The sequence below is a fragment of the Burkholderia sp. Bp9140 genome, assembly GCF_003853425.1.
Classification (GTDB): Bacteria; Pseudomonadota; Gammaproteobacteria; order Burkholderiales; family Burkholderiaceae; genus Burkholderia.
Genome location: NZ_QTPQ01000012.1, coordinates 59,211 through 84,794 on the forward strand (window position 1 = coordinate 59,211; position 25,584 = coordinate 84,794).

At 66.6% G+C, this 25,584-nt stretch carries 19 protein-coding genes; 9 read left to right on the plus strand and 10 right to left on the minus strand.

What is annotated here, in order from left to right; genetic code table 11:
* The first annotated feature begins 288 nt into the window (after positions 1 to 288).
* Positions 289 to 2,010 carry a gamma-glutamyltransferase gene (ggt, locus tag DIE21_RS12295; protein ID WP_124497968.1) on the plus strand — a complete coding sequence of 574 codons (1,722 nt, stop codon included), beginning with the start codon at positions 289 to 291 and terminating at the stop codon, positions 2,008 to 2,010.
* Between the two features lie 117 nt (positions 2,011 to 2,127).
* Here ggt and DIE21_RS12300 read toward each other — a convergent pair whose 3' ends face one another.
* The gene (locus DIE21_RS12300; RefSeq protein WP_124498052.1) at positions 2,128 to 3,051 is read right to left on the minus strand and encodes an alpha/beta fold hydrolase; all 924 of its coding nucleotides are present in this window, start codon (positions 3,049 to 3,051) and stop codon (positions 2,128 to 2,130) included.
* Between the two features lie 327 nt (positions 3,052 to 3,378).
* Here DIE21_RS12300 and DIE21_RS12305 point away from each other — a divergent pair, with 327 nt between their 5' ends.
* Both DIE21_RS12305 and ppk2 read left to right on the plus strand, forming a co-directional pair.
* Positions 3,379 to 3,828: a helix-turn-helix domain-containing protein gene (locus DIE21_RS12305; RefSeq protein WP_124497969.1), complete on the plus strand. Its 450-nt coding sequence runs from the start codon at positions 3,379 to 3,381 to the stop codon at positions 3,826 to 3,828.
* Between the two features lie 131 nt (positions 3,829 to 3,959).
* Positions 3,960 to 4,910 carry a polyphosphate kinase 2 gene (ppk2, locus tag DIE21_RS12310; RefSeq protein WP_124497970.1) on the plus strand — a complete coding sequence of 317 codons (951 nt, stop codon included), beginning with the start codon at positions 3,960 to 3,962 and terminating at the stop codon, positions 4,908 to 4,910.
* Positions 4,911 to 4,971: 61 nt separating this feature from the next.
* Here ppk2 and DIE21_RS12315 read toward each other — a convergent pair whose 3' ends face one another.
* From DIE21_RS12315 to DIE21_RS12325, 3 genes are all read right to left on the minus strand, one after another.
* Positions 4,972 to 5,259 (minus strand): H-NS family nucleoid-associated regulatory protein, encoded by a 288-nt coding sequence (locus tag DIE21_RS12315; RefSeq protein ID WP_124497971.1) that lies wholly within the window; start codon positions 5,257 to 5,259, stop codon positions 4,972 to 4,974.
* A gap of 206 nt (positions 5,260 to 5,465) precedes the next feature.
* Positions 5,466 to 6,053 carry a YigZ family protein gene (locus tag DIE21_RS12320; RefSeq protein WP_124497972.1) on the minus strand — a complete coding sequence of 196 codons (588 nt, stop codon included), beginning with the start codon at positions 6,051 to 6,053 and terminating at the stop codon, positions 5,466 to 5,468.
* A gap of 281 nt (positions 6,054 to 6,334) precedes the next feature.
* Positions 6,335 to 7,192 carry a LysR family transcriptional regulator gene (locus tag DIE21_RS12325; RefSeq protein WP_124497973.1) on the minus strand — a complete coding sequence of 286 codons (858 nt, stop codon included), beginning with the start codon at positions 7,190 to 7,192 and terminating at the stop codon, positions 6,335 to 6,337.
* A 139-nt stretch (positions 7,193 to 7,331) separates the two neighbouring features.
* Between DIE21_RS12325 and DIE21_RS12330 the strand changes: the two genes are divergently transcribed.
* Complete coding sequence (locus DIE21_RS12330; protein WP_260426662.1) at positions 7,332 to 7,907, plus strand: DUF4865 family protein; 576 nt, start codon at positions 7,332 to 7,334, stop codon at positions 7,905 to 7,907.
* Between the two features lie 193 nt (positions 7,908 to 8,100).
* On the opposite strand, the gene DIE21_RS12335 is transcribed toward DIE21_RS12330, so the two are convergent.
* Together DIE21_RS12335 and DIE21_RS12340 are read right to left on the minus strand one after the other, a co-directional pair.
* Positions 8,101 to 10,302 carry a glycoside hydrolase family 3 C-terminal domain-containing protein gene (locus DIE21_RS12335; protein WP_124497975.1) on the minus strand — a complete coding sequence of 734 codons (2,202 nt, stop codon included), beginning with the start codon at positions 10,300 to 10,302 and terminating at the stop codon, positions 8,101 to 8,103.
* A gap of 502 nt (positions 10,303 to 10,804) precedes the next feature.
* On the minus strand, positions 10,805 to 12,064 hold the full coding sequence (locus DIE21_RS12340; protein WP_124497976.1) for an oligosaccharide flippase family protein: 1,260 nt from the start codon (positions 12,062 to 12,064) through the stop codon (positions 10,805 to 10,807).
* A gap of 536 nt (positions 12,065 to 12,600) precedes the next feature.
* Between DIE21_RS12340 and DIE21_RS12345 the strand changes: the two genes are divergently transcribed.
* On the plus strand, positions 12,601 to 14,457 hold the full coding sequence (locus DIE21_RS12345; protein WP_124497977.1) for a serine aminopeptidase domain-containing protein: 1,857 nt from the start codon (positions 12,601 to 12,603) through the stop codon (positions 14,455 to 14,457).
* A 160-nt stretch (positions 14,458 to 14,617) separates the two neighbouring features.
* Here DIE21_RS12345 and DIE21_RS12350 read toward each other — a convergent pair whose 3' ends face one another.
* Positions 14,618 to 15,037, minus strand: a complete 420-nt coding sequence (locus DIE21_RS12350; RefSeq protein WP_185640635.1) for a hypothetical protein — start codon at positions 15,035 to 15,037, stop codon at positions 14,618 to 14,620.
* A 127-nt stretch (positions 15,038 to 15,164) separates the two neighbouring features.
* Between DIE21_RS12350 and DIE21_RS12355 the strand changes: the two genes are divergently transcribed.
* From DIE21_RS12355 to DIE21_RS12370, 4 genes are all read left to right on the plus strand, one after another.
* A complete protein-coding gene (locus tag DIE21_RS12355; protein ID WP_124497978.1) occupies positions 15,165 to 16,391 on the plus strand; it encodes a polysaccharide biosynthesis/export family protein in 1,227 nt (408 codons plus the stop codon).
* A 58-nt stretch (positions 16,392 to 16,449) separates the two neighbouring features.
* Entirely contained in the window at positions 16,450 to 18,723 is a 2,274-nt protein-coding gene (locus tag DIE21_RS12360; protein ID WP_124497979.1) for a polysaccharide biosynthesis tyrosine autokinase, read from the plus strand.
* A complete protein-coding gene (locus DIE21_RS12365; protein ID WP_124497980.1) occupies positions 18,720 to 20,129 on the plus strand; it encodes an oligosaccharide repeat unit polymerase in 1,410 nt (469 codons plus the stop codon). Before DIE21_RS12360 ends, DIE21_RS12365 begins: the two co-directional genes overlap by 4 nt.
* A gap of 87 nt (positions 20,130 to 20,216) precedes the next feature.
* Entirely contained in the window at positions 20,217 to 21,386 is a 1,170-nt protein-coding gene (locus DIE21_RS12370; protein WP_124497981.1) for an acyltransferase, read from the plus strand.
* A gap of 145 nt (positions 21,387 to 21,531) precedes the next feature.
* Here DIE21_RS12370 and DIE21_RS12375 read toward each other — a convergent pair whose 3' ends face one another.
* From DIE21_RS12375 to DIE21_RS12385, 3 genes are all read right to left on the minus strand, one after another.
* The gene (locus DIE21_RS12375) at positions 21,532 to 22,611 is read right to left on the minus strand and encodes a glycosyltransferase family 1 protein (protein ID WP_124497982.1); all 1,080 of its coding nucleotides are present in this window, start codon (positions 22,609 to 22,611) and stop codon (positions 21,532 to 21,534) included.
* A gap of 27 nt (positions 22,612 to 22,638) precedes the next feature.
* Positions 22,639 to 23,787: a glycosyltransferase gene (locus DIE21_RS12380; RefSeq protein ID WP_124498053.1), complete on the minus strand. Its 1,149-nt coding sequence runs from the start codon at positions 23,785 to 23,787 to the stop codon at positions 22,639 to 22,641.
* 460 nt (positions 23,788 to 24,247) lie between these two features.
* Positions 24,248 to 25,297, minus strand: coding sequence for a glycosyltransferase family 2 protein (locus tag DIE21_RS12385; RefSeq protein WP_124497983.1), 1,050 nt, complete (start codon positions 25,295 to 25,297; stop codon positions 24,248 to 24,250).
* Positions 25,298 to 25,584: the final 287 nt, after the last annotated feature.

Here is a 25,584-nt window from a genome sequence, read left to right on the forward strand (position 1 = left end):
TTTTTTTGCATGCGGCGGAGCCGCGCAAGTGGCGCGTGCCGTGATTTTCCGATTGCGGGCCGTGCCTCGCATGGGTCGCATGCAATTTCGACCGATCCGCGTGTCCGCCTTTGCACCGGCGCGTGACCCACCGCACACGATTCGAGGAGATTCGTAGTGTGGTGCGTGATTTTCGATCGATTGCCCCACGTCACTACGAAACCGGCATATGGCCCACCGTGAGCCAGCGGATATAAGCGGATCAGGGGCTTTTTTCGGCCCGCTGGAGATCCACATGGGAGACATGCAATGACGACGCTGAATCGCTTCAAATCATCCGCCGCCGTGCTCGCGACGGTGGCCGGCATCGGCTTCCTGCCGAACGCGCCGGCTTATGCGAAGGGGCCGCAGCCGGCGGTCCTGACGAGCTCGGCGGTTGCGGTGGCCGACAAGTACAGCGCGGACGCCGCGGAGCGGATCTTCAAGGAAGGCGGCAACGCGATCGACGCGGCCGTCGCGATCGCCTTCACGCTCGCCGTCACGTATCCGGAAGCCGGCAACATCGGCGGTGGCGGTTTCATGACGATCTACAAGGACGGCAAGCCGTACTTCATCGACTACCGCGAACGCGCGCCGCTCGCCGCGACGAAGGACATGTACCTCGACAAGGACGGCAACGTCGTCGAGGGCATGAGCCTGTACGGCCCGCGCGCGGCTGGCGTGCCGGGCACGGTCGCGGGCATGTGGGAAGCGCAGAAGCGCTTCGGCAAGCTGAAGTGGAAGCAGGTGCTCGCGCCGGCGATCCACTATGCGCGCGACGGCTTCGTCGTCGACGAACAGCTCGCGCAGCGCGGCGTCGACGCGTCGAAGGAGTTCGGCGGCAAGACCAACTTCGACAAGTACTTCTCCACGATGAAGGCCGGGTCGAACTTCAAGCAGCCCGATCTCGCCGACGTGCTCGTGCGGATTGCGAACGACGGCGCGAACGGCTTCTACAAGGGCAAGACGGCCCAGCTGATCGCCGCGTCGATGAAGACCGGCGACGGCAACGGGCTGATCACGACCGAGGATCTCGCGCAATACCGCGCGGTGTGGCGCCAGCCGGTGCAGGCGAAGTGGAACGGCTATGACGTGATCACCGCGCCGCCGCCGAGCTCGGGCGGCATCGGCCTCGTGCAGCTGCTCAAGATGAAGGCGGACCTGAAGCAGGACTTCGAGGGCGTGAAGCTCAACTCGCCGCAATACATCCACCTTGTCGCCGAAATCGAGAAGCGCGTGTTCGCCGATCGCGCGCAGTATCTCGGCGATCCGGACTTCTACAAGGTGCCGGTCGCGCAACTGACCAATGACGCGTATATCGCGAAGCGCGCGGCCGAAGTGAGCCCGACGCAGATCGCCGACACGAAGAGCGTGCAGCCGGGCCTCGGCACGTCGATGCCCGAGAAGGCCGAAACGACGCACTTCTCGGTCGTCGACAAGTGGGGCAACGCGGTGTCGAACACGTACACGATCAACGGCTATTTCGGTTCGGGCGTGATCGCCGACGGCACCGGCATCGTGCTGAACGACGAGATGGACGACTTCTCCGCGAAGCCGGGCGTTGCGAACATGTTCGGCGTGGTCGGCAGCGATGCGAACGCGATCGAGCCGAAGAAGCGTCCGCTGTCGTCGATGTCGCCGACGATCATGACGAAGGACGGCAAGGTGTCGCTCGTGATCGGCACGCCGGGCGGCTCGCGGATCTTCACGTCGATCTTCCAGGTGATCAACAACATCTACGACTTCAGGATGCCGTTGAAGGAGGCCGTCGGCGCGATGCGCTTCCACCATCAGCTGCTGCCGCCGAACACGATCTTCTGGGAGCCGTACCACCCGATCGAAGGCGAGCTCGCGAAGCAGATCGAGGCGCGCGGCTACACGTTGAAGGGACAGGACTTCAGCGGCGACATCCAGGTGATCAAGGTCGACGGCAGGACGCCGGAGGCGATGGCCGATCCGCGCGGGCGCGGGGTGACGCGGATCATTCGGTGACGCAGGGCGGCGCATGCGCGTTCGCGACAGCGGCCGCGCATGCGGTTCCCCGGCCCGGTATTTGCCCGGTCCCGGTCGGGGAATCGCACCGCAGCGCTCACGCGCGCGATGCAACGCTCAGGCGGTGGCCCGGATGAATCCGGCGATCCGGCTCGCAACCGCATCGGGCGCATCCTCGAAGCAATAGTGCCCGACGTCGGCCAGCCGATCGACGGGTGCCGACGGAAACAGCGCGGTGAACAGCGGCAGGAAATGTTGGGCGCCGAGTGTTCGATCGGCGTCTCCCCAGATCGCGAGCGCGGGCTTGTCGCGTATCGCGCGTATCGCCGCCGCATCGGGTTTCTCGAACCGGTGTGCGCCGTCGGCAAATCCCCGAGCCCATCCGATCGCGCCGATACAGTCGGCCGGCCGCGCAAACGGTGCGCCGTACGCGGCGAGCCACGCATCCGTGACGATCGCATGATTCTCGAAGCCGTTCAGCTTCAGCGTGCTCAGGATGTTGAAACCGAGCTGGCCGAGCACCGTTTCGAGCGAACCGTCCGTGGCCGCGCGCATGATCCACTGGAACCACGGCGCGTCGCGACCGTTCGCGGCCAGGCGTTCGACGAGGTCGGGCTGGCCGAACGGCGTCGGTCCGTTCGCCGACACGATGCGCCGGATGCGGTCCGGATGACGGGCGGCAAGGCCCATGCCGACCGGGCCGCCGAAGTCGTGCATCACCAGCGTCACGCGGTCGAGGTCGAGCGCGAGGACGAAGCGCTCCAGGTTGTCGATATGGTCCTGCAACCAGTAGCTGCGGTCCTGCGGCGTCGCGCTTTTGCCGAATCCCATGTGATCGGGCACGACGACCCGGCATGTCGGGCTCAGTGCCGCGATCAGGTGGCGGAACAGGTAACCCCAGGTAGGTTCGCCGTGCAGGCACAGAACGGTCTCGCCGTCGCGCGGGCCTTCGTCCGCGTAGTGCATCCGGAAACCGGACGTGTCGTCGAAACGCGGGGCGAATGGAAAGGTGCCGTCGAACGTGGCATCGGACGCAATCATCGAGCGCTCCTTCGTATGGTCGGGGAGGATGGTTTCAACTTGAAACCAGGTGGAGCGTAAGTCGGGAGATGGCAAGCTGCAACCGAATGGATAATCAGGACGCGCTCGAATACCTCGGCGACCGGAGGTCATCGGGTCAGGAAGAGTAGGGAATTCAGCGGGTTTTCGCATCGATATGCGTGAACGGGAAAACCAGTCACGAGGACGAGTCCCGTATCGTTCGCGCCTCTCGAACAGTGGGCGCGGGCCGATTGATTTTCGATATTGTTGGTTTTATATTGAAACCATTCATTGTCAATGGCGCGATCCGCCGTTCGACCCGCATCGATGACCAGACGAACCACCCACGAAGATTCCCCTTGCGGCGTTGCCCGCCCGCTGGACGCGATTGGCGACTGGTGGTCGCTGCTGATCGTGCGCGACGCCTTCGACGGGCGGCGCCGCTTCGGCGAATTCCGGACGAGCCTCGGTCTGGCGAAGAACATTCTCGCGGCGCGTTTGCGCAACCTCGTCGCACACGGAATCATGGACGTGGTGCCGGCCGCGGACGGCGGCGCGCATCACGAGTACGTGCTGACCGAGAAGGGGCGCGGCCTGTTTCCGGTGCTCGTCGCGCTGCGGCAGTGGGGCGAGGATTTCTGCTTCGAACCGGACGAGGCACACGTGCTCCTCGTCGACCGGAAGAAGGGCCTGCCCGTCAGGAAGCTGGAGCTTCGCTCGCAGGACGGGCGCATGCTCGGGCCGGAGGACACGGTCGTGCTGCCGCCGTCCGGCTGATGCACTGCGATCGGGCGTGCGTCGCCGCCTTTCGCTTCCGAGGGGCGGATCGGCCCCTTTTTCATCAATTTGACGCGCAACACTGGGATAATGGCGGAGTTTGGCTGCGTCAACTGAAGGAAGGAGGCCCCATGGGCGATAACGATACCCGCACCGAGACCGACAACTTCACCGATACGGCATCGCTCGAGTCGCGCCAGCGCCGTTTCGAGGAGGACCTCGTCGACGCGTACGACGAGGAGCTCGAAATGGAGCTCGACGACCGCCGCTTCGACGACGACGAGGATCTGCTGTTCTCGCCGGAGCGCCGCGAAGCGCGCAAGCAGTATTTCCGCGAGCTGTTCCGGCTGCAGGGCGAACTCGTGAAGCTGCAGGACTGGGTCGTGAGCACGGGGCACCGGCTCGTCGTGATTTTCGAAGGCCGCGACGCGGCAGGCAAGGGCGGCGCGATCAAGCGCATCACGCAGCGCCTGAACCCGCGCGTGTGCCGCGTGGCGGCGCTGCCGGCGCCGAGCAACCGCGAGCGCACGCAGTGGTATTTCCAGCGCTATGTCGCGCATCTGCCGGCCGGCGGCGAGATCGTGCTGTTCGATCGCAGCTGGTACAACCGCGCAGGCGTCGAGCGCGTGATGAATTTCTGTACCGACGACGAATACGAGGAGTTTTTCCGCTCGGTGCCCGAGTTCGAGAAGATGCTGGTGCGCAGCGGGATCCAGATCGTCAAGTACTGGTTTTCGATCACCGATCACGAGCAGGAAGTGCGGTTCCAGAGCCGGATCGAGGATCCGCTGAAGCAGTGGAAGCTGAGCCCGATGGACCTCGAGAGCCGCCGCCGCTGGGAAGCCTATACGGCCGCGAAGGAAGAAATGCTGCAGCGCACGCATATTCCGGATGCGCCGTGGTGGGTCGTGCAGGCGGTCGACAAGAAGCGCGCGCGCCTGAACTGCATCCACCATCTGCTGACCCAGGTGCCGTATCACGAGGTGCCGCGCCCGACGATCGATTTGCCGCAGCGCGAGCATCACGAGGACTACATTCGCCGTCCGGTGCCGGACACCATGATCGTGCCGGACACTTATTGAGCGCGAGCGGTGCGGGCCGACCGGAGCGGTCACGGGGGCGCGCGGTGCAACGCGGCGCGCCTCACTCCCGGATCAGGAACGCGGCACGGTCGCGGCCGGCGATCCAGGCGGGTGCGCGGCCGCGTCCGCTCCACGTCGCGCCCGTCGCCGGGTCGCGATATTTCGCACCGACCGTGAACAGCTTCGCGCGATCGTTGTAACCCTGCCCGAATATTTCCCGCGCGGTCAGCGCATAGTTCGTCACGAGCCGGCGCACCCGAACGAGTGCCGCGTCGCGTTCACGGCGACGTGCCGCCTGGATGCGTCGATCGAGTTCCGCAAGCTGGGCTTGCAGTTTTTGCAGTTGCATGCGTCCGATATCCCCGTAGCTTGATTCTGATTGCTTGCGACGCGCGATGGGCTGCGTGTCTGCATGCCCGGCCAGCCGTTTGCGAAACGCCGCACCGGGAATGCAGGAGATTAAATTTCGGTGCGCGGTTTTTCTATCGGACGTATCTGAATTTTCGCGGGGTCGTCGCGAATCTGTGACGCGGAGGCAGTGCGGCCGGCCGTTCGTCACAGGTCAGGGAAGCCCGAGCGCCCCTGCGTCAGGTCGAACAGCTCGGCTTTCGCCGCCGCTTCGGCCGTTTCCGGCAGCTTGATCACGAGCCGCACCGTCATCCCGTACGCACTGTCCACCAGCTCGTAACCCGCCTGCTCGATCCAGCGGCGCACGCGCGCTTCGTCCGGATAGCCGATTTCGATTGCGAAGCGCGTGTGGCGAATGCGTTCGACGCGCTCGGCGTCGAGCAGCGCGGAGGCGATCGCATCCGTATAGGCGCGCACCAGGCCGCCCGCGCCGAGCTTCACGCCGCCGTAGTAGCGGACGACCGCGCCGAGCACACCGTCGAGATCGTGATGACGCAGCACTTCGAGGATCGGCCGGCCGGCGGTGCCCGACGGCTCGCCGTCGTCCGACATGCCGGATTGGCCGCCCGCGAGCAGCGCCCAGCAGACGTGGGTGGCCGTCGGGTGCTCGGCGCGCAGGCGCTGCAGCGCCTGCATCGCGGCGTCGCGGTCTTCAACCGGAATCGCGTGCGCGATGAAGCGGCTCTTGCGGATTTCGAGTTCGGTCGTGCGGGAAGCGGATAGGGTGTAAGTCACGTTGATCGTTGTCGGCATGCACGGAGCATGCAGTGGGTTGCCCGCATGGCGGGCGCGTTCTGTCTCGGCCGGGGCGAATGCGCTGCGCGGTTCGGCGTCCGCATGCCGGTCGCGCGGCCGGCCGATGAACGGGGCGGCCGCGCGGTGGCGTGTGACGAAGGATACCCCGAGCGGGCGGGGCGATGGCGAACCCGCCCGCGACGCACGCCGGTATCGTGCCGGGTTCGGTACTGCGGCGCAGACCGGCGACGATGCCGCGTTCGCGATTCGCCGCGTGCCTTTTACCGCCTCCCGACCGACGACCGGAGCGCCGCCCCCAGCGTGCGCATTGCCTGTCTTGCGTGCGCATCGGTCCGGTTCGTGTACAGCACGACGTCGCGGGCCGGCAGCGGCGGCAATCCATACTGCGTACCGACGTTGACGGTGCCCGATGGTGCGACGCGATGCCCGAGCGCCGCGACGGCCAGCCCGGCCGATACCGCCGCGCCGATCGTCGCGACGCCGCCACCGACGAACACTTCCGTCCACGCGACACCGGCTTCGTCGAGCGCGCCGACAGCCATGCGCCGCACGCTGCACGGTTCTGCCTGCGTGGCGAGCCGCAGCGGTTGCGGCGGATGGTACTCGAAATCGGCCGCGGCCATCCAGCCGAACGATTCCGACAGGATCGTCTCGCCGTCGAGGCGCCGGCTGTCGTGCTGCAGGACGACAGCGGCATCGAGTTGGCCTCGATCGAATGCGTCGAGCACGTCGCGCGACGCCGCGACCCGAATTTCCAGCACGAGGCCGGGTTCCGCGTCGTTCATGCGCCGCAGCAGCATCGGCAGATCCGCGCCGACGACATGGTGGCTGACGCCGATGACCAGCCGCCGCTGGCCCGTGCCGAACGCGCCGACCGCGCCCTGGTGAGCCGCGACCAGGGCGCGGGCCGGTTCGAGGAACGCGGCGCCGTCGGCCGACAGGCGCACCTGGCGCGGCGTGCGCTCGAGCAACCGGCGGCCGAGCGCGTCTTCGAGCCGCTTGATTTTCAGGCTCACCGCGGACTGCGTCGTGTCGATCGCCTCGGCGGCGCGCGTAAAACTCCTGAGGTCGGCGGTCAGCACGAACGCATGCACGGCGTCGATGTCGAGCGTCTTCATCGCGCATTCCTCCATTTTGAAAACGAATCATTGAAATATTCTGCCATCGCCTTTTCAAATGATTCAAGGCCTTCTACGCTGTGTCCAGCCGTTCCGAAATCCGCCCGATTCATGCCGTTTCTTTCGCCAGGAGGCGCCCATGCTGACCGCGTATTACATGCACCGCCTGCCGGCGGACTACGACCTCGACATCATTCGCGATCGCGTGCGCGAGCGCGGCGGGCGCTGGGACGACACGCCCGAACTGCTGTTCAAGGGTTTCCTGCTGCGCGAGGCCGGCCGCTACGGTGCGACGGAAAACGGCTATGCGTCGTTCTATCTGTGGCGCTCCGACCGGGCGTTCGCCGAATTCGTCGCGGACGGCCGCTTCCGGGGCGTGACGGACAGTTTCGGACGGCCGCCGGTCGAGGTCCGGGTTGCGCTCGATGCGCGCAAGGGGTGCGCAGCGACGGCGCGCTTCGTTCGTCTCGAGGCCGTCGACATCGCGGCGGATGCCGATCTCGACGCCGCGCTCGCGCGGGAGATCGCACACAATCGCGAAACGGCGGGACGGCCGGGTGTCGTCGCGGCGGCCGTCAGCGTCGATCCGGCGCGCTGGAGGCTGACGCGGGCGCTCGTCTCGGAGCATGAGCCGGACGACGACGGCGCGGGCACGGTGTATCAGGTGCTGCATTTCGCGCGGCCGTTGCTGGACACGCTGGAAGGGAGCGCGTGACGATGCGGTTGCCCGCGGGCCTCGCGGTCGCCGCGCATCTGGCGGGCCTGGCGGCGGGGATCGTCGGGATCGCCGCGCTCGCGACGCTGCTGGCGCTGTTGCTCCGGTAGCCGGCACAGGTGGCCGGGGAAAGGGGCCCCTGCACGGACACCGGAAGCGCCGCACGCGGCGCTTCCGGTCACGCCATCGTCGGTCAGCTACCCTGCAGCCGGATATCCCGCGACGACGCACCGACATACACGGTCCCGCCCGGCACCATGCGCCAGCCGTTGCGCGACGTATCCCACACGCTCTGCATCCGCGCCGACACGGTCACGCGCACATGCCGTGCCTCGCCCGGGTTCAGCCGGATCTTTTCCCAGCCGACCAGCCGCTTCGGCGGTTCGTCCTTGTACGGCACGCCGAGATAGACCTGCGGCGTTTCCGCGCCGGCGACACGGCCGTCGTTGCGCACGGTAAACGCGACACTCAGCGAGCCGTCCCGCTGCCGCGACACCGACAGCCCCGAATACGCGAAGTGCGTGTACGACAGCCCGTAGCCGAATTCGAACATCGGCTGGATGTTGCGCGCGTCGTACCAGCGATACCCCATGTTCAGCTTCTCCGCGTAGACGGGATCGTTCTCGAATGCGCCGCCTTGCCCCCACGTCGGCGTGTCCTGGTCGCGTGCCGGGAACGTGACGGGCAGCTTGCCGGACGGATTGACCGCGCCGAACAGCACGTTCGCGATCGCCTTGCCGCCGCCTTCGCCCGGATACCACGCCTCGACGATCGCCGACACGTTGTCCTTCCACGGCATCAGCACCGGATTGCCGCTCTGGACGACGACGATCGTGTGCGGGTTGGCGCGCGCGACCGCTTCGACGAGCGCGTCCTGGTTCGACGGATTCGCGAGGCTCAGGCTTTGCAGATCGCCGAAATCCTCGCCGGCCGGCTGCGCGACCACGACGATCGCGACGTCCGAGCGGCCCGCGAGCGCGGCGGCCTGGTCGATTTCCTGCTGCGTGTACGCGCGGAACGGCGACTGCTGGTCGCTGTTGCCGGCGAACGTAACCTGCGCCGCCGGCGCGAGCGCGCGGATCGCCGCGACGATCGGCACGTCGACCTTGAGCCACGGATTGCGCCACCAGCTGCAGCCCGTCGACGACCCGAACGTCAGGCCGCCGCAGCCCACGAACGAACCGGTGACCGGAGCGCGCGTGTTGCCCGAGCCGCCGCCCGACAGCACGGCTGCATCGGCGTGGCCGCCGATCACGGCGATGCGCGACAGTGCGGACGCCGCCAGCGGCAACTGGTTGCCGTCGTTCTTCAGCAGCACGATCGACTGCTCGGCGACGCCCTGCGCGAACCGGTTCGCGGCCGCGAAATCGATCGTGCCGCCGCCCTTGGCCGGATCGTCCATCACGCCGACGCGGATCATCACGGCCAGCTTGCGGCGCACCATGTCGTCGAGGCGAGCGGTCGACACGGAGCCGTTCGCGATCGCCTGCTTGACGGCGGCCGGCGTCAGGTAGACGGAGGGGCCGACGTCCTCTTCCTCGTCGAGCCCGGCGTTGATCGCGGCGGCGGTGCTGTGCGTCGCACCCCAGTCCGACTGCACCTGGCCCTGGAAACCCCATTCGTTCTTCAGCACGTCGTTCAGCAGATGGGTGTTCTCGCACGCATACGTGCCGTTCAGGCGGTTGTAGCTGCACATCACGCTGCCGGGCTGACCGCGCTTCGCGGCGATCTCGAACGGCAGCAGGTAGAGCTCGCGCAGCGTACGCTCGTCGATCTGCGTGTTGCCGCCCATCCGGCCATGCTCCTGTTCGTTGCCGGCATAGTGCTTGATGGTCGCGATGACCTTCTGGCGTTGCGTGGCGAGCGTGCGCTCGGCGAGCAGGTCGCCGGCGAGCAGCGGATCCTCGCCGAGATACTCGAACAGCCGGCCGCCGCGCGGCTCGCGCGCGAGATTGGTGCCGCCGCCGAGCCCCATGCCGAACCCTTGCGCGCGCAACTGGATCGCGACCTGCTTGCCGTAGTCGTACGACAGGTGGCGATCCCAGCTCGCGGCGACGGCGATCGTCGCGGGGAACGTCGTACTGGCCTGCGACGTGCTGCCTGAACCGGTTGCCGAGTCGACCATGTCGAGATCGGGAATACCGAGGCGCGGCAGGCCCTGGATGTAGCCGGCACCGCCGCCCGGCACCTTTGACATTTCGTATTGCGAATGAATGAACTGCAGTTTTTCGTCGAGCGTCATCTTGCGCACGAGGAGGTCGGCGCGTCGCTGCGCGGCGGACGACGCGAACGCGTCGGCGGCGTCGCCCCGTGAATCGAAATCGACATTGCCCGCATAGGCGCTGGTGCAGAGGGCCGCTGCCAGCACGGCGGCCGGCCAGAGTTTGTCCCGCATGTTGTTCTCCATGATCGTATTGCCGGTTGTTCGGATGATGTCTGGAGCTGCGCTCGTCCGGTGGATTCGCACCGGACGCATTCGGCTGGCGATGCAGGGTGGTTGCGCGTCGGCATGCCAGGCCAGGCGGGGAATCGTTACGGCCGGTTGGGCTCGATCGCACAACGCGGGCGGCGACGCGGACCGCCCGACACTGCCGAATCGGATGTAGCGATTCTCTGCAGCGACCAATCGTACGAATGTAGTTTGACTACGGCATCGGTGTTTCTACCGATACGTACGATCTTTTTTCAACACGATTGCGCGACGCGGGAAAAAGACGGTCATCGTTCCCGATGGGGCGTGCGCGGCGGAGTAAGAAGTACCTGCGTGCGGGCGTTCAGAGGGGGAACACGGCGAAGAGGCGTGGCCTGTACGATGCGGTTCGTTGCACGCGCATCGAACGGCACACACCGTCGGATTCCGGCTGCCTCGTGAGCAGCCGGGCAGCACGGGCGCTGCGCTAGCCGCGCCGCGCGACGGGACTGCCGGGCAGCGGGATCCCGGCGCGATAGACGACGGTCGCGAGCGCCGCGGCGACCGCGGCCTCGGCCGTCAGCACGGCGGCGGCGGCGCCCAATTCGGCGAAGTACTTCGCGAGCACGGGCACCAGCACGAGGTTCAGAATGCCCGACGACATCAGGATCCGCGTGAATGCCGACTTCATCCCGAGCGGCAGCATCGTCTGCACGCCGAACAGGTCGGTCATGCCGGCCATGAAGGGGATGAAGGCCATCCAGCGCAGCACCTGGACCGTCGGTTCGTACGAAGGGCCGTACAGGATGCGCACGGCGAGCGGCGCGCCGAAGAAGATCGCGAACGAGATGCCGAGCACCATCGCGACCTGCACGACGAACAGCTTGCGCAGGAACGAGAACGCGTCGTTGCGCGCGTGCCGCATCAGGTAGCTGATGCGTGGATAGGTGGCGGCCTTCAGCGGCTGGAGCATGCTGAGCGCCGCGCGGATCAGCTTGTCGCCGGCGGCGAAGTAGCCGGCCGCGACGTTGCCCGATACGAAGCCAAGCAGCACGGTGTTGGTCGATGCATAGAACGCGATCGACGTCGACGCGAGAAACACCTGCCAGCCGCCTTTCAGCGATTCGGCGATGTCGGCGAGGCCGACGCGCACGAAGTCGATTTCCCGATGGACATACAGATAGGCGGCCAGCGCGACCGCGGACAGCGTCGGGACGGCGGCGTTGACGATCATCGCGCGGTCGATGTCCGCCGGGCTGTGCACGAGCGCGAACATCGCGGGCAGGCTCAGGATGCGGCCGACGAACAGGATCACGCTCAGCGCGCGCAGTTTCTCCATGCCCTGGAAATACCAGCCTGGCGTGAACGCCACGCCGGCCACCATCCCGAAACCGATCAGCAGCAGGTCGCGGTCCTCGCCGAAGCGCTCGACCAGGCAGGTCAGCGCGACCAGCACGATGAAGCAGATCACCGCGATGCCGATCTGTGCGTACAGCGTCGCCCAGAAGATGCGAGAGCGTTCGGCGCGGTTGTCGCGGGCGAGCGCGATGCGCGGCGTGGCAGTCAGGTCGAAGCTGTAGCTCGTGCAGTTGGTGAGGTAGGCGATGACCGCGAGCGAGAACGCGAGTTGCCCATAGCCTTCCGGCCCCAGTGCGTGCGTCAGCAGCGGTGCGATCAGCAGCGGCACCGCGTACATCGAAATCTGCAACGTCAGCAGCAGCAGGAAGTTCTTCTTGAGGTTTGACATTCGCTCGGTCGGCGCCGTGGGTGTCGCATGGCGGCCGGGTGCGGGCCGCCGTGCGCTCGCGCGGCCGGTCGGCGCTGACCCGGCTGCGTGGGTTCGCGGCCCGTTCCGGCGGGCGCCGGCTTCGTCCGGCGATGCCGGGCACGGCCACATCGTATGGCGGTGATGATACGGGCCGCGCAAGACGATTGTGTTCGCGAGCCTACCGTTCGCGGATTCCGTGCGCCGGTGCGGCGCGAATGGCGGCACGGCGCGCATCGTTGTATCGCCGCAGTGATGAATGCATTTGTAAGCTGGCGCACCGAAGGACGCTCGGGCCGGGTGCTCTAATCGAGCGCACTGTTTTGGCCCAAGGCCGCAAGGGCTCGACGACGGGCTCAGGCCGGCAACCACTGTTGCCCGGGCAACGGGAGCAGGACGACGCATGGCGAAGGGCGAGCGGGTCGCGCAGTCGCACGATCGCGGAATCGCCGGTTTCGGTGGCGCCGCGGGGACACGTGTCCGCATCCGATAACAAATACCGATCCGAGGAGTACCGATTGAAGCCGATAACGTTCGGCAGCTGCGTGGGGTGGCTGCACGAAGGACAGACGACACACGGCGTGATCCTGTGCGAATCGCTGGGGCACGAGGCTTCGTGGACGCACAAGCTCATGCGGGCGATCGCGGAGCGGCTGGCCCGCGACGGCGTCACCGTATTGCGATTCAGCTATCCGTGCACCGGTGACTCGGCGGGCGACGATCGCGACGCCGATCGGCATGCCGCGTGCATCGCCAGCATTCACGACGCGATCGGCCTGTTGCGCGACCAAGCCGGTGTTACCGCGCTGACACTCGTCGGGATTCGCGCGGGTGCGCTGTTCGCGATGCTGGCCGCCGCGGGCATGGGGCCGCGCCCGTCGCCGCGCGTCGATGCGCTGGTGGCGCTCGCACCGGTCGTGCGTGGCCGAGCTTACCTGCGCGAGCTGTCGTTCGTGCATCGCCAATGGCTCGACACCACATCGCCCGCAATCCGCGCCGCGCATCGCGACGAACCGTGCATGAACGTGCTCGGGCATCGCCTTCCCGCGGATTTCGTCGATGCGCTGAAGGCGGTCGATCTGTGCGACGTCGTGCGCGATGCGCCGACGTTGCCCGGCGCGATGCTGCTGATCCAGCCCGATCAGGGCGACGGGTCCGCATTGCGCGACGCGTTGCTCGCGCGCGGTGTGGACGTGGCGAGCGATCCGTTTCCCGAATGGACGACGACGATGCTGGACGGTACGCGCTCGCGCTTGCCGCTCGCGGCCATCGACACGCTCGCGAGCTGGATCGCCGGACGCGCACCGCGTACACCGGCCGGTGGCGACACCGCGTCGCGAGCTGACCCGGCATGGAATGGTGAATCGGCCGTCGCGCTTGACATGAACGACATGACCGAGCAGGTCGTCGCGGTCGGTCCGGACCGGCTGGTCGGCGTGCTGTGCCGGCCGGCCGATACGCGGCCGGCGAATCCGGTCGGCCCGGCGGTCGTGATCGCGAACACGTCGACGAATCCGCGCAGCGGCGAAGGACGCTTCAGCGTGCGGCTCGCACGCACGCTGGCACGCGCCGGCGTGACGACGTTGCGGATCGACGTGCATGGCGTCGGCGATAGCGGGCCCGCCGCGCTCGACGACCAGTCGGACGTCGTGTATTCGACGCAGTCGAGCGACGACGTGGCCGCTGCCGCGGACTGGCTGCGCGCGCTCGGCCATCCGGAAGTGGCCGCGGCCGGCATTTGTTCGGGCGCCTACGCGGCGTTGCATGCGGCAGTGAAGACACCGTCGCTCGGCGGCGTGATCGCGATCAATCTCGCACGCTTCGTGTGGCCGGCCGGGCTCACGCTCGAAGCGGTGCAGAAGCAGCGGAACAACTCCGTGCGCGGCTACTGGCTGTCGGTGCGCGACTGGCAGAAGTGGAAGCGCCTCGTGCGGGAGCGGCGCGACCTGCGTCCGATCGTGCGGGCGGTGGCAGCGAATGCGATCGCGCGGATCAGCGTGCCGGCCAGGGAGATCGCCACGCGCGTCGGCTGGAAGCCGCGCAGCGGCACGCCACGCGGCGTGATGCATGAGCTTGCGCAGCGCAATGTCTGGACGACGCTGGTGTACGGCGCGCTCGATCCCGGCATCGACGACGTCCGGCGTCACTTCGGCGCAATCGAGCACGCGTTCCGGCGCTCGCGTCACGTGCGCCTGCATCTCGAGCCGCAGGTCGACCACGCGGTGTACGGCGCGGTGGGCACGGACATCGTGATCGATCTGTGCATGCAGGCGCTGGGGCGCGACTCGGCCTGGCCGGTCGCGCGCGTCGTCGATCCGGCCGCGCCGGATGCGGCCGCGCGACCGTACGCGAAGGTGTCGGTCGGCCGGTCGTGATGCGTGCGCGTCGCACGCGTCGGTGCTTCGGGGTGCGATCCCCGCTTCGTACGAAGATCGGCGTTCGGTGGGGTCGCTCACAGACGCGCCGCTCGCCGTGGTGTCCAATCCCGTATCGGTGCATGTGCGGTCCCGCCATGGCATGACCGGCCGGGATGCGTCAGTCCGGATCGCCCGGCTGCGCATAGGGCGACTTCGCGTAGGGCGAGGTGTACAGCGAGCCGGTGTGCCAGACGTCTTCCGTGGCCGCATCGACCACTTGCGGGCGGTGCGGACGCATCGGCACGAGCGGCCGGCGCAGCGCGCCGCGGGCGCGCGAATCGGGCGATGCGACGGTGCTCGCGGCGGGAAGCGCAGCGGCAGGTGTCGCGACGTCGGATGCAGCGGCGACAGGCGCCGCGGCCGCGCTGCCCGTCGCGGCTTGCGCCGAACGCTGGAGCGGCACCGGTGCGGGCAGCGTCGACGACGCGAGGACCGGCGCATCGGCCGGCGTGGTGGGCAAAGTCTGCGCGCCGGCGGCACCGGCAATGCCGGCCGTAACGATGCAGACGAGTGACGAAAGCGACGCAGAGCAGTTCATGACGAATCGTACGGAGTGACGTGCGGTGAAGAGGGAGGCGCGGCACCGCCATGCGAGCCGCGCCGGCAAGCGTAATGCCGGAACTCGCCGCGTTCGGCGGGTTACCGCACAGTTTTGGAAGGGCACGATGTCAATCACCACGCAACCGGAATCGACGCTCGGGACGCCACGGCCACGCACGGCGGGCATCCGGCGCGCGCCGTGGCTGTCGCGCATGGCGATCGTGGCGGCCGCGTGCGCGCTGAGTGCATGTGCGCTGTCGCCGGGCATGACTTACCGGGCGCCTGCCGAGCGCGACGCGAATGCGCGCGTGAGCGCCGACGCATCGGGCTCGGGCGGCCTCGACGGCGTGCAGAACGTGGCGAGCGAGGATCTGATCGAGATCACGCCGGCGTTCGTCGCGCAGCAGCATGCGGGCCAGCGGGCCAACGTCGACGCGGAAATCCGCCCGTTGTTCGGCAAGCCGAAGCCGTACGCGATCGGCCCCGGCGACGTGCTCGGCATCGTCGTGTGGGACCACCCCGAATTGAACCTGCCGACGACGCAGACGACGGGCGGTGGCGACGGCGTCGGTGCCAGCTCGGTCGCGACGGGCTACACGGTCGACGCGAACGGCAACGTGCAGTTCGCGTATGCGGGCCTCGTGCATGTCGCCGGGCTGACCGAGGCGCAGGCGCGCGCGCTGCTGACGAAGCGGCTCGGCGAATACGTGCGCAAGCCGCAGATCGCGCTGCGCGTGCAGACCTACCGCAGCAAGCGCGTGTATCTCGACGGCGAAGTGCGCACGCCGGGCCTGCAGATCGTCAACGACATGCCGATGACGCTGCCCGAGGCGATCGACCGCGCGGGCGGCTTCACCCCGACGGCCGACCGCTCGCAGGTATCGGTGACGCGCGGCGACAGGACCGTGAACGTGAGCCTGCCCGCGCTGATCGCCGCCGGCGTGAACCCGTCGAACATCCTGCTGCGCGACGGCGATCTGGTGCGCGTGCGCGCGGCGAGCGACGCGAAGGTGTTCGTGCTCGGCGAAGTGTCGCGGCCCGCGACGCTGACGCTGACCGACGGCCGGATGAGCCTCGGCGAAGCACTCGGCGACACCGGCGGCGCGAGCCAGTACACGTCGGACGCGCACCAGGTGTTCGTCGTGCGCCGCGGCCCGGACAACCGCCCGCGGGTGTACCACCTCGACGGCAGCTCGCCGGCGTCGTTCGCGCTGGCCGACCAGTTTCCGCTCGAGCGCCGCGACGTCGTGTTCGTCGATGCGTCGTCGCTGGTGCGCTGGAGCCGCGTCGTCAACCTGCTGATTCCGTCGTCCGCGCAGGGTGCGCTGACGGCGAAGGCCATCTCGCCGTGACGCTCGTGGCGGATTTCGTGATCGCGACCGCGCGTCGCGCCATACGGGACTTTGCTGTATGACTTCTTCGACCCTGCCCGACCCGCACAGCGGGCTCGCCCTGCGGCCATCCTATCCGGTGCGCCGCTACTGGGGCATGCTGTACGGCGGCCGACGCCTGATCCTTTGCACGACGCTCGCGGGTGCGCTCGTCGGCGCCGTGTATGCGCTGTGCGCGGCCCCCGTCTACCGGACCGACATCCTGTTCCAGGTCGAGCAAAGCCCGACCGACACGAAATCGACGTCGCCGCCCGGCGATCCGTCGTCGGTGTTCGACCTGAAGACGGACGCATCGACCGAGATCGAGGTGCTGAAATCCCGCGCGGTGCTCGACCGCGCGATCGACAACACCAACCTGGCGGTCGACGCGCGGCCGCATTACCTGCCGCTGATCGGCTGGCGGTTCGTGAACGCGGCCGACGGGCTGTCGTCGCCGTTGCCGGGCGGCTACGTGCACGGCACCGAGCGCATCGACGTGCCGACCTTCGACGTGCCGAAGCGACTGCTCGGCAAGCGGTTCGCGTTGACGGTCGGCGACGACGGCGCCTACACGCTGCAGCGTACCGGCTGGTTCGGCCGGAAGGGGCCGGCATGGCAGGGCCGCATCGGGCAGCCGCTGCATGTCGAGACGCCGCAGGGGCCGCTCGACATATTCGTGCGCGATGTGGCCGGCAAGCCCGGCGCACGCTTCGACCTGACGCGCTACAGCGACGAGGAAGCGACGGTCTGGCTGCAGAAGAACGCGCTGATCTCGGAGCGCGGCAAGCAGTCGAACATGATCGGCGTGACGCTCGACGGCATCGATCCCGTGCACGACAGCCGCGTGCTGAACGCGATCGGCGACGCCTACCTGGCGCAGAACACGCAGCGCAAGTCCGAGGCGGCCGACAAGCTGATCCGTTTCATGGATACCCAGCTGCCGCAGCTGAAGGCGCAACTGGAAAAGGCGGAAAGCCGCTTCAACGCATTTCGTGCATCGCATGGCACCGTCAATACGAGTGACGAGGCGCTGGCGTTGCGCCAGCAGTCGGTCGACATCGAGACGCGCGTGCAGACGCTGCAGCAGCGGCGCGAGGAATTGCTGACGCGCTTCATGCCGAAGCATCCGGCCCTGGTGGCCGTCGATGCGCAGCTGGCCGACGCGCAGCGTTCGCTCGACACGACACGCAAGCAGATCCAGCGGTTGCCGACCGTCGAACAGGGCGTGCTGCAGCTGCAGCGCGATGTGGCCGTCGATACCGCGCTGTACACGAACCTGCTCAACACGCGCCAGCAGATGATCCTCGCGCGGGCCAGCAAGACCGGCACCGTGCGGATCGTCGACACGGCGAAGATCGCAGAGCAGCCGGTCGGGCCGCATCGCGGGGTCGCGGTGATCGGGTTGCTGATGGCGGGCCTGCTCGCGGGCGCGGCGATCGTGATCGTCCGGCAGCGTGTCGTCGGCACGATCGGCGACGCGGAGGAAATCGCATGGACGACGGGGCTGCCCGTGTTCGCGACGGTGCCGCACAGCCCGAGCGCGGCGCAAGCGGCGTTGCGTCCGAAGTCCGGCCGGCGCGGCTCGTCCGCGGCGATGCCGCCGGTCGCCGCGCAGGACGCGGCGCTCGAAAGCCTGCGAAATTTCCGCGCGGCACTGCAACTGTCGATGGCGGACGCGTCGAATCCCGTCGTGCTGATCTCGGGGCCGACGACGGGCGTGGGCAAGTCGTTCGTCGCTGCGAATATCGCAGCGCTCGTCGGCGCGGCGAAACGGCGGGTCCTGCTGATCGATGCCGACCTGCGCAAGGGTTCGCTGCACGAGCGGTTCCGCCATGGCCGTGCGCCAGGTCTGTCGGACGTGGTGGCAGGCACCCACCGGCTCGACGAGGCGATCAGGCGCGGCGTCGTGCCGGGCCTCGATTTCATCGCGATGGGCAGCATCGTGCCGGACCCGGGCGAACTGCTGCTGCAGCCTGCGCTCGCCGAACTGGTCGAGCAGGTCGCATCGCGCTACGACATGGTCGTGATCGACGGCCCGCCGTTGCTGCCGGTGGCCGACGCGCTGGTGCTCGGCCGCCTCGCGGGAACCGTGTTCCTCGTCGCGCGCAGCGGTGTGACGACGCTGACCGAACTCGATGAAAGCGCGCGACGGCTCGAACACGCGCATATCGACGTGCGCGGCGTGGTCCTGAACGATTACAAGGGCGCGCCCGGACGGTACGACTACGGCTATGCGGATACGAACACGCATCAGGCCGCGTCCGGATATACGGGGGTGATGGCGTCGCGGCAACGGGTGGGACGCGCGTCATGAACCGCCGAGCGGGCAGGGCGGGGTCCGGGGCGCGGCAGGCCCCCGCGACGCTGCGCAGGACGGCGCGCGTGTGCGGGGCCGCGGGGGGGTATACGGGCCACTGGTGGGAAGATCCGGCACGGCTCGTGCTGATGTTCATCCTGCCGTTGTACGGCTTGCTGTCGCTCAGCCTGCTGGGCGACCAGAAGTCGATTGCGCGGATCTATTTCGACGGCGACTACGCGTTCGTCGGCGCGCTGTTCCTGATGGTGGTGATGGCGGCGGCATGGCTCGCGACGACCGAAGCGCAGACGCGGCGGGGGCCGCCGCCCGCCGCGGTCGAGCTGTCGCCTCGCGTGCTCGATTTCGTGTTCGCGCTTGCGCTGTTCGGCTATGCCCTGTTGCTGAGCGGCATCGTCACGCATCCTGCACTGCTGGTCGCGTTCGTCCGGGGTGAAGCGAATGCATACGACATGCTTGATCTGAAAGGGCGCGTCACGGGCCTCAGCACGTTCACGCAGGCGACCGCACCGTACGTTGTACTGTATTTCTATGTGTTCAGGACACCGGTAAAGGGACTGAATCGCTACAAGATCTACTTCGCCGTGCTCGCGGTGCTGACCCTGCTGCGCAGCTTCATCTTCGCCGAGCGGCTTGCGCTGATCGAAATGGTGATGCCGCTTGCGCTCATGGTCGTGCGGTTCCGGCTCGGCGGCAGGTATTCGCGGTTGTTGACACTCGGTCCGTATGCGGCGATCCCGTTGCTGTTCGGTCTGTTCATCGCGAACGAGTACAACCGGTCGTGGGAAGCCTATTACGTCAACATCTACGACAACCTGTTCGATTTCGCGCTCGAGCGTCTCGGCCTGTACTACTCGACGTCGTTGAACAACGGCGCGGGAATCCTGAGCGTGCTGGGCTGGGGCCACGGCCACCCGATGTTCACGTTCGACTGGCTGCTGCGCTTCCCGATCATCGGTGCGACGTTGCAGCCGTGGCTCGACTCGGGCGACAGCATCAACCTGTTCCTGAACAGCTACGCCGATCCGGAGTTCAACAATCCGTCGGGAATTTTCGTCCACTTTTACGAGTGGGGCTGGTTCGGCCTGTTCGATGCACTCGTGCTCGGCTGGGTGGTCGGTCGCAGCTATGCGGGCTGGCGGAGCGGGAACGGGTTCTGGTGCTGCGTCCATGCGGTGCTGTTCGTGTCGGTCATGGAAATCATGCGAACCCCGAACCTGTTCAGCGGACGGAATTTCGTGCCGGTCGTCCTGCTGATCGGCGTATTCCACTGGTTCACAAAGGATCGGGCACGCGCTGCGCCCGATGCCGCCGGCGCCGGCGCCGGCTCCGATGGAGATGGACGCGGACGCGCCGTCGCGCGTGAGAATCGGGCCACGGACATTGATCCGGTGTTGTCGCGATAACAGCAAGGGTCGAGCGGTACGGGACATGCGACCCCTTCGTAGATTGCCGGGTCCCAAAACCAATATTTCCCGGAGCCACTACTTGTCATGGCCACTCACAAGCAGAAGTTTGGAATCTTGGACGGATTGCGCGGTGTTGCAGCAATCAGCGTGATGTTCATGCATTTCCTTCAGGATCTGCCGATTCCGATACTGCAGAGTGCGTATCTTTCGGTAGACGTCTTTTTCATGCTGAGTGGATTCATCCTGACGTACTCTTACGGCGAAAGACTGCGTCAGGCGTCCTGGCGGGGCGAGTATCTGAAGCGGCGAGTGATACGCCTGTATCCGATGATATGCATCGGGCTCACGATCGGGTTCGTGAGCCTCGTCGTCATGCGCATTCATTCGTCAGCGGCATTTTCGTTGGGTAACCTGGCGGCAGCCACCGGTCAGAACTATTTTCTCGTTCCGTATCTCGGTCGTTTTTCGGTGTCGGGCTTTGTCGGTGCGGCGAATCACAGCTTGCCGGCGGTCAACGACCCGGGGGTGTTTCCTCTGAATCCGCCCGCCTGGTCGTTGTGCTTCGAATTGTTCGCCAGTGTTGTCCTGATCGCGGCAATCAGGATGACAGCGCAGAACCTGCTGAGGCTGGCGTACGCATGTCTCGGTGCGTTCGTCGTGTATGGATGGCTCGTGGGGCTCGACAACGGCAAGTTGACCGTCATCCTGAATCAGGGCTGGTCGGCCGACAATTTCATCGGCGGATGCTTCAGGGTCGGCTACGGGTTCTTGCTGGGCGTTGCGATCGGGAAGATGCATGATGCCAATCTGCCGGCGAGGCCGCACTGGTTTGTCGCCGGACTCGTCAGGAACGACTGCATGCTGTTTGTCGCTTTCCTGCTGGTCGTCCTGTTTCCGACGTCGATCAGGGGAATTTACGCGCTGGCAGTGCTGTTGTTCGTCGCACCTGTGCTGGTTTATCGGGGCGCCATGCTGGCTCCGAGCGGCAAGTTGACCGCACGGATCAGTTCGTTCCTAGGCTGGATCTCGTACCCACTCTATTGCGTGCATTACCCGATCGGAAGGCTGGTGTTCGCGTATGCACCGCATGGCGACATCTACGTCGTCAGAACGGCGATGCTTGCCGCGTGCCTTTCGATCGTGTCCGCCGCCGTCCTCGCGAAATTCGTCGAGGAGCCGATCAGGTCGTATCTCGGCAAACGCCTGTTTGGAACTCAACGGGCCGCGACCGGCAGCCCGGTCAACGTCGCGTAATTGCCAGGATTTGCCGAGTGTGCCAGCCAGCGGCGGCGCGCATGCGGGTGGACTGCACGAGGCGCGATCCGGACGCCGGGCCGCGCATGAGGGCAGGGCGTGTCGATCCGCTCGTCTCCCGGTGACGACACGCGGAGAGATTGCCCTACAGCGTCTCGAAGATTGCCTTCATCATCTCGGCACTTCGGCTCCAGCGATATTTTTCCGCGTGCAGGCTTCCCTTGCGTTTGAGCTCGGCCCTGAGGTCCGCGGAATCGAGCAGGCTCCGCAATTTCAGCGCGATGTCATCCTGCGAATACGGATCGCAGTACAGCGCCGCATCGGCACAGACTTCCGGCAGTGCGGCCGAGTGGCCGACGACCGCCGGACAGCCATGGCGCATCGCCTCGAGAGGCGGTATGCCGAAGCCTTCGTAAATCGACGGGTAAAGGAAGCACGCCGCGTTCTGGTACAGCGCCTTCAGTTGCTCGTCGCTGATGTACCCGACGTACTTGATGTTCGGTTCCACTGCGCAGACCGTGTCCTGCTTGCCGAACACCGTGGTGTTCTGCATGCCGACGATGACGAGATCCACCGACGGATCGTCGATCTGCCGGAACGCCGCGATCAGCCGGTCGAAGTTCTTGGTGGGGTTCATGCTGCTGACCGCGAGCACGAACCGGTCCGGCGTCAGCGCATGCTTGTCGAGCACGCTCGCGTCCGATTCCAGGACATCGAGATGATCCGCACCAAGCGGCACGACGCTGATCTTTTCCGCGGAAACGCTGCAGTGATGCGCGAGGCGATCCCGCGAGAAACAGGAGTTGGTCAGCACGCAAACGGAGGTTCGCGCCAGGATCCAGAACATGATCCGGTACCACGCCCGAAACGGCCGGGAGAAATGCGCGGGCGTGTCGAACACCGCCGCGTCGTGCATGTAGATGATCTGGTTGCCGATGAAAATGGATGCTGAATTGCCGAGATTGACGATGCGGCCGCGGCGCGCGAATAGCGGGAGGACCAGCTGCTCCCAGACCACACCCTTGTAAAAGCCGACCTTGACCGTCTTCGCTCCGTTTACCTCAACGCCGGGCTGCGGCGGCACCAGCACGGTCACCGGCTCCTGCGGCTGAAACTTGATCAGTGCGGCGATCAGCTCGCGCGCGACGCGTTGCACGCCGGTCGTCTTCTGCGTGGTGAATCGGCCGTTGTATACGAGTTGCTTTGGTTTCTTGAAAGCGATCATGTCAGTAAGGGGAAGTCGAAATCGAGGTCAGGCCTTGACGTGATCCGGGGCAACGGGCTTGAAGTCGCGCGTGTCGACACGCGGCTCGTCGGCGTCGAGTCCGTAAAGAGCGTTCCAATGCCGGAAGATCGCGCTCATCGAAAACCGCTGAATCGCCCGTTGCCGGGCAGCTGCGCCCATGTGCTCGCGAAGCTGATGGTCGTCGCGGAGCATGGTCAGATACGCGGCCATCTCGTCGGCGTTCGACGCGATGTAGCCGGTCACGCCGTGAATCACGACGTCGCGATTGCCGACGACGTCCGTCACCACGGCCGGGACGCCGGCAACCTGCGCTTCGATCAGCGCGACCGGCATGCCTTCCCAGCGGGAAGTCTGGACGTAGATGTCCAGTCCCGACGTAAGCGCGAGCGCACGTACGCGGGTTACCCAGCCGCTGCAGACGACGGCCCGGCGCTGGTCGAGGTCCGGAATCTCGGCGGCGTTGCCGCCGATCCAGAGAAACTCGACGTCCGCGCCGTGCAGCTTGTCGGAGAGGCGCACGAATGCCTCGTGATTCTTCTGGAACGACGCCCGACCACTCATTCCGATGACGACTTTGCGATCGTCGCGTGTTTGGCGCGGCGGGATCTCCGCCACGTTGACGCCGTTTTCCACCAGTACCGCCGATTTCGCCCCGATCTTTTTCCGGATCTCCGCGAGTTCGCTGCCCGAGCACGCAACGATGGTTCCGCCGATGCGCGCCGCGATGCGTTCGAAGCTCAGATACGCGTACTGCTTCATGCGCGACACGTCGCAACGCAGGAACGAGAGCCCGTGCGGCGAGTAGAGGACCGTTGCATTCGGGGCGGCGATTCGCGCAGCGACCCGGCCCAGCACGCCGGCCTTCGACGAGTGCAGATGAATCGCGGTCGGCCTGCAGTCGCGCAGGTTCCGGACCAACGCACGCAAGCTCCGCAGATCCTGTTTGACGCTCACCTCGCGCGCCATGTCGACGTAGACGAGCTTCACGTCGGGCCGGAACAGCGTGGAAAAATCGGTCGGCGTTTCCGGTCGGATCGCGTGCAGTACCGTCACGTCGACGCCGGTTGCCGCAGCATGGTTGGCGAGATGGCTCAGCATCGAAAGCACGCCGCCACCAAACGCTTCGGCAATATGAACGATCTTTTCTTTGGTCATCTTTGGGTCCAGCGATCCGATCCCGCCTGTCATCGCCCATCGCGACGATGGGTCGCTGGTGAATCGTGCGGTCGCGTCGTCATGTTCATTGAACTATGCATTCCTAATTGATGAACGCATGCCGGTCTTGACCATTGGATCCCGCTGTCGAGTTCGCGTGTGCGAACCGGACGAGGTGGCCGCTCGATTCACGCCGGTGCGATATCGGGTCGACGTTGCCGAAGGGCACGAGCACGATGCGGCGCGACGAATCGATGCGGCATGTCGCATGCCGGTTCGATTCGTCGGAACATCATGGGTCGCCGTTCGACTAGGGCGACTGGAGACGAGGCAACGGCGAAGTCCGGTCAGTGCGCGTGAATCCACTGGTCCGGATCATTGTGCTGCGCATGCAGGATCCACTGGGTGCGATGGCTTACCGAAGAAGCGATTCGGCGCCGGAAGTCACGGCCCGACGACGCTATCGCGTGCCGACGCGCTGCCCGGACGACTTGCGCACGCGCGCGAGCGGATTGGAGATATAGCGGATCGCACGATTGCTGAGCGTCGACGACGGCAGCAGGCAGGCGAGCGACAGCCCGGCGACGGCCACTTTCTTCGCAGGACGCCAGAACGGATTGCGCAGCACGGTATGCCAGTAGCGTCCGGATTCGCACAGGAACCAGCGCCAGCGCCGCACGAGCGGTGCGTGATACAGCGTGCTGGCGAAGCGGGCCTTCTCGATCGCGAAGTCGAGCGGCGCGATCGGCAACGCTTCGTGCAGCCGCGTGCCGGCGAGCATGCGCAGCGTCGACCAACGGCGTTCGGCCTTCAGCGCGCCCGTCGCGGCGTCTTCCGAATTGGTGAGGGCCAGGGCCGGCGGGTCGCCGGCCGGATGTGCATCCGACTGCTGATGCACGCGATACCCGCCGAGCGTTGCGTCGATCATGCGCACGGCGCCGAGCAACGCGATCCCGTAAATCGCGTAGAAATCGGCGCCGTGCAGGTTGTCGGGGGTGACGGGCACTGGAAAGATGCGCTTCAATGCATCGACCCGGTACGCGTTGCCGGACGCGGGCGGCGATGGGTACAGCCAGCCCGCGCGCAACAGGCGGCCGCAATCGGTGTCGACGGCCGATTGCGGCACGCTCGCGCCGGTCATCGCACCGTCCCGCGCGATCACGTCGAGCCGGAAGTGGACCTTCACGAAGTCGCCGGACGCGAACGCGGCCAGCACGCGCGCCGCGGCGTCTGCATAGAGCAGGTCGTCCGCGTCGAGCAGGATCACGTAGCGCGTCGCGACATGCTCGAGCGCGCGGTTGTACGCGGCGACCTGGCCGCGATTTTCCTGGAACACCGCCGTGACGCGCTCGCCATACGCGCGAATGATGTCGCGCGAAGCGTCGGTGGAACCGTCGTCGACGACCAGCACGCGTACCCCGGGCGCGGTCTGCGCGAGCGCCGAATCGATCGCGTCGCGCAGGTATGCGCCGTGGTTGTAGTTGCAGATGGCGATGGTCAGGTCGGTCATGAACGGGTTCTGGATGAGCGAAGAGCGGACGGTCCGGAGGCCCGGTGCGCGCGGTGCCCGAGCGCACCGCACGTCGGGGCCGCGACGCGGGATCGGGTGCGACCGGTGCCTTCAGGCGATGCCGGAGCGCGGCCGCGTCGCATGGTGGCCATGATACGCGTGGCCATTCGGCACTCGGTTCGCGAGCCTACCGTTCGGCGATATCCCGCATGGAAGTGAGACGAATCGCCGACCGGCACGCGGGATCGTGCAGCGCAGGCAGGATGCATTGGTCTGTTGACGCACCG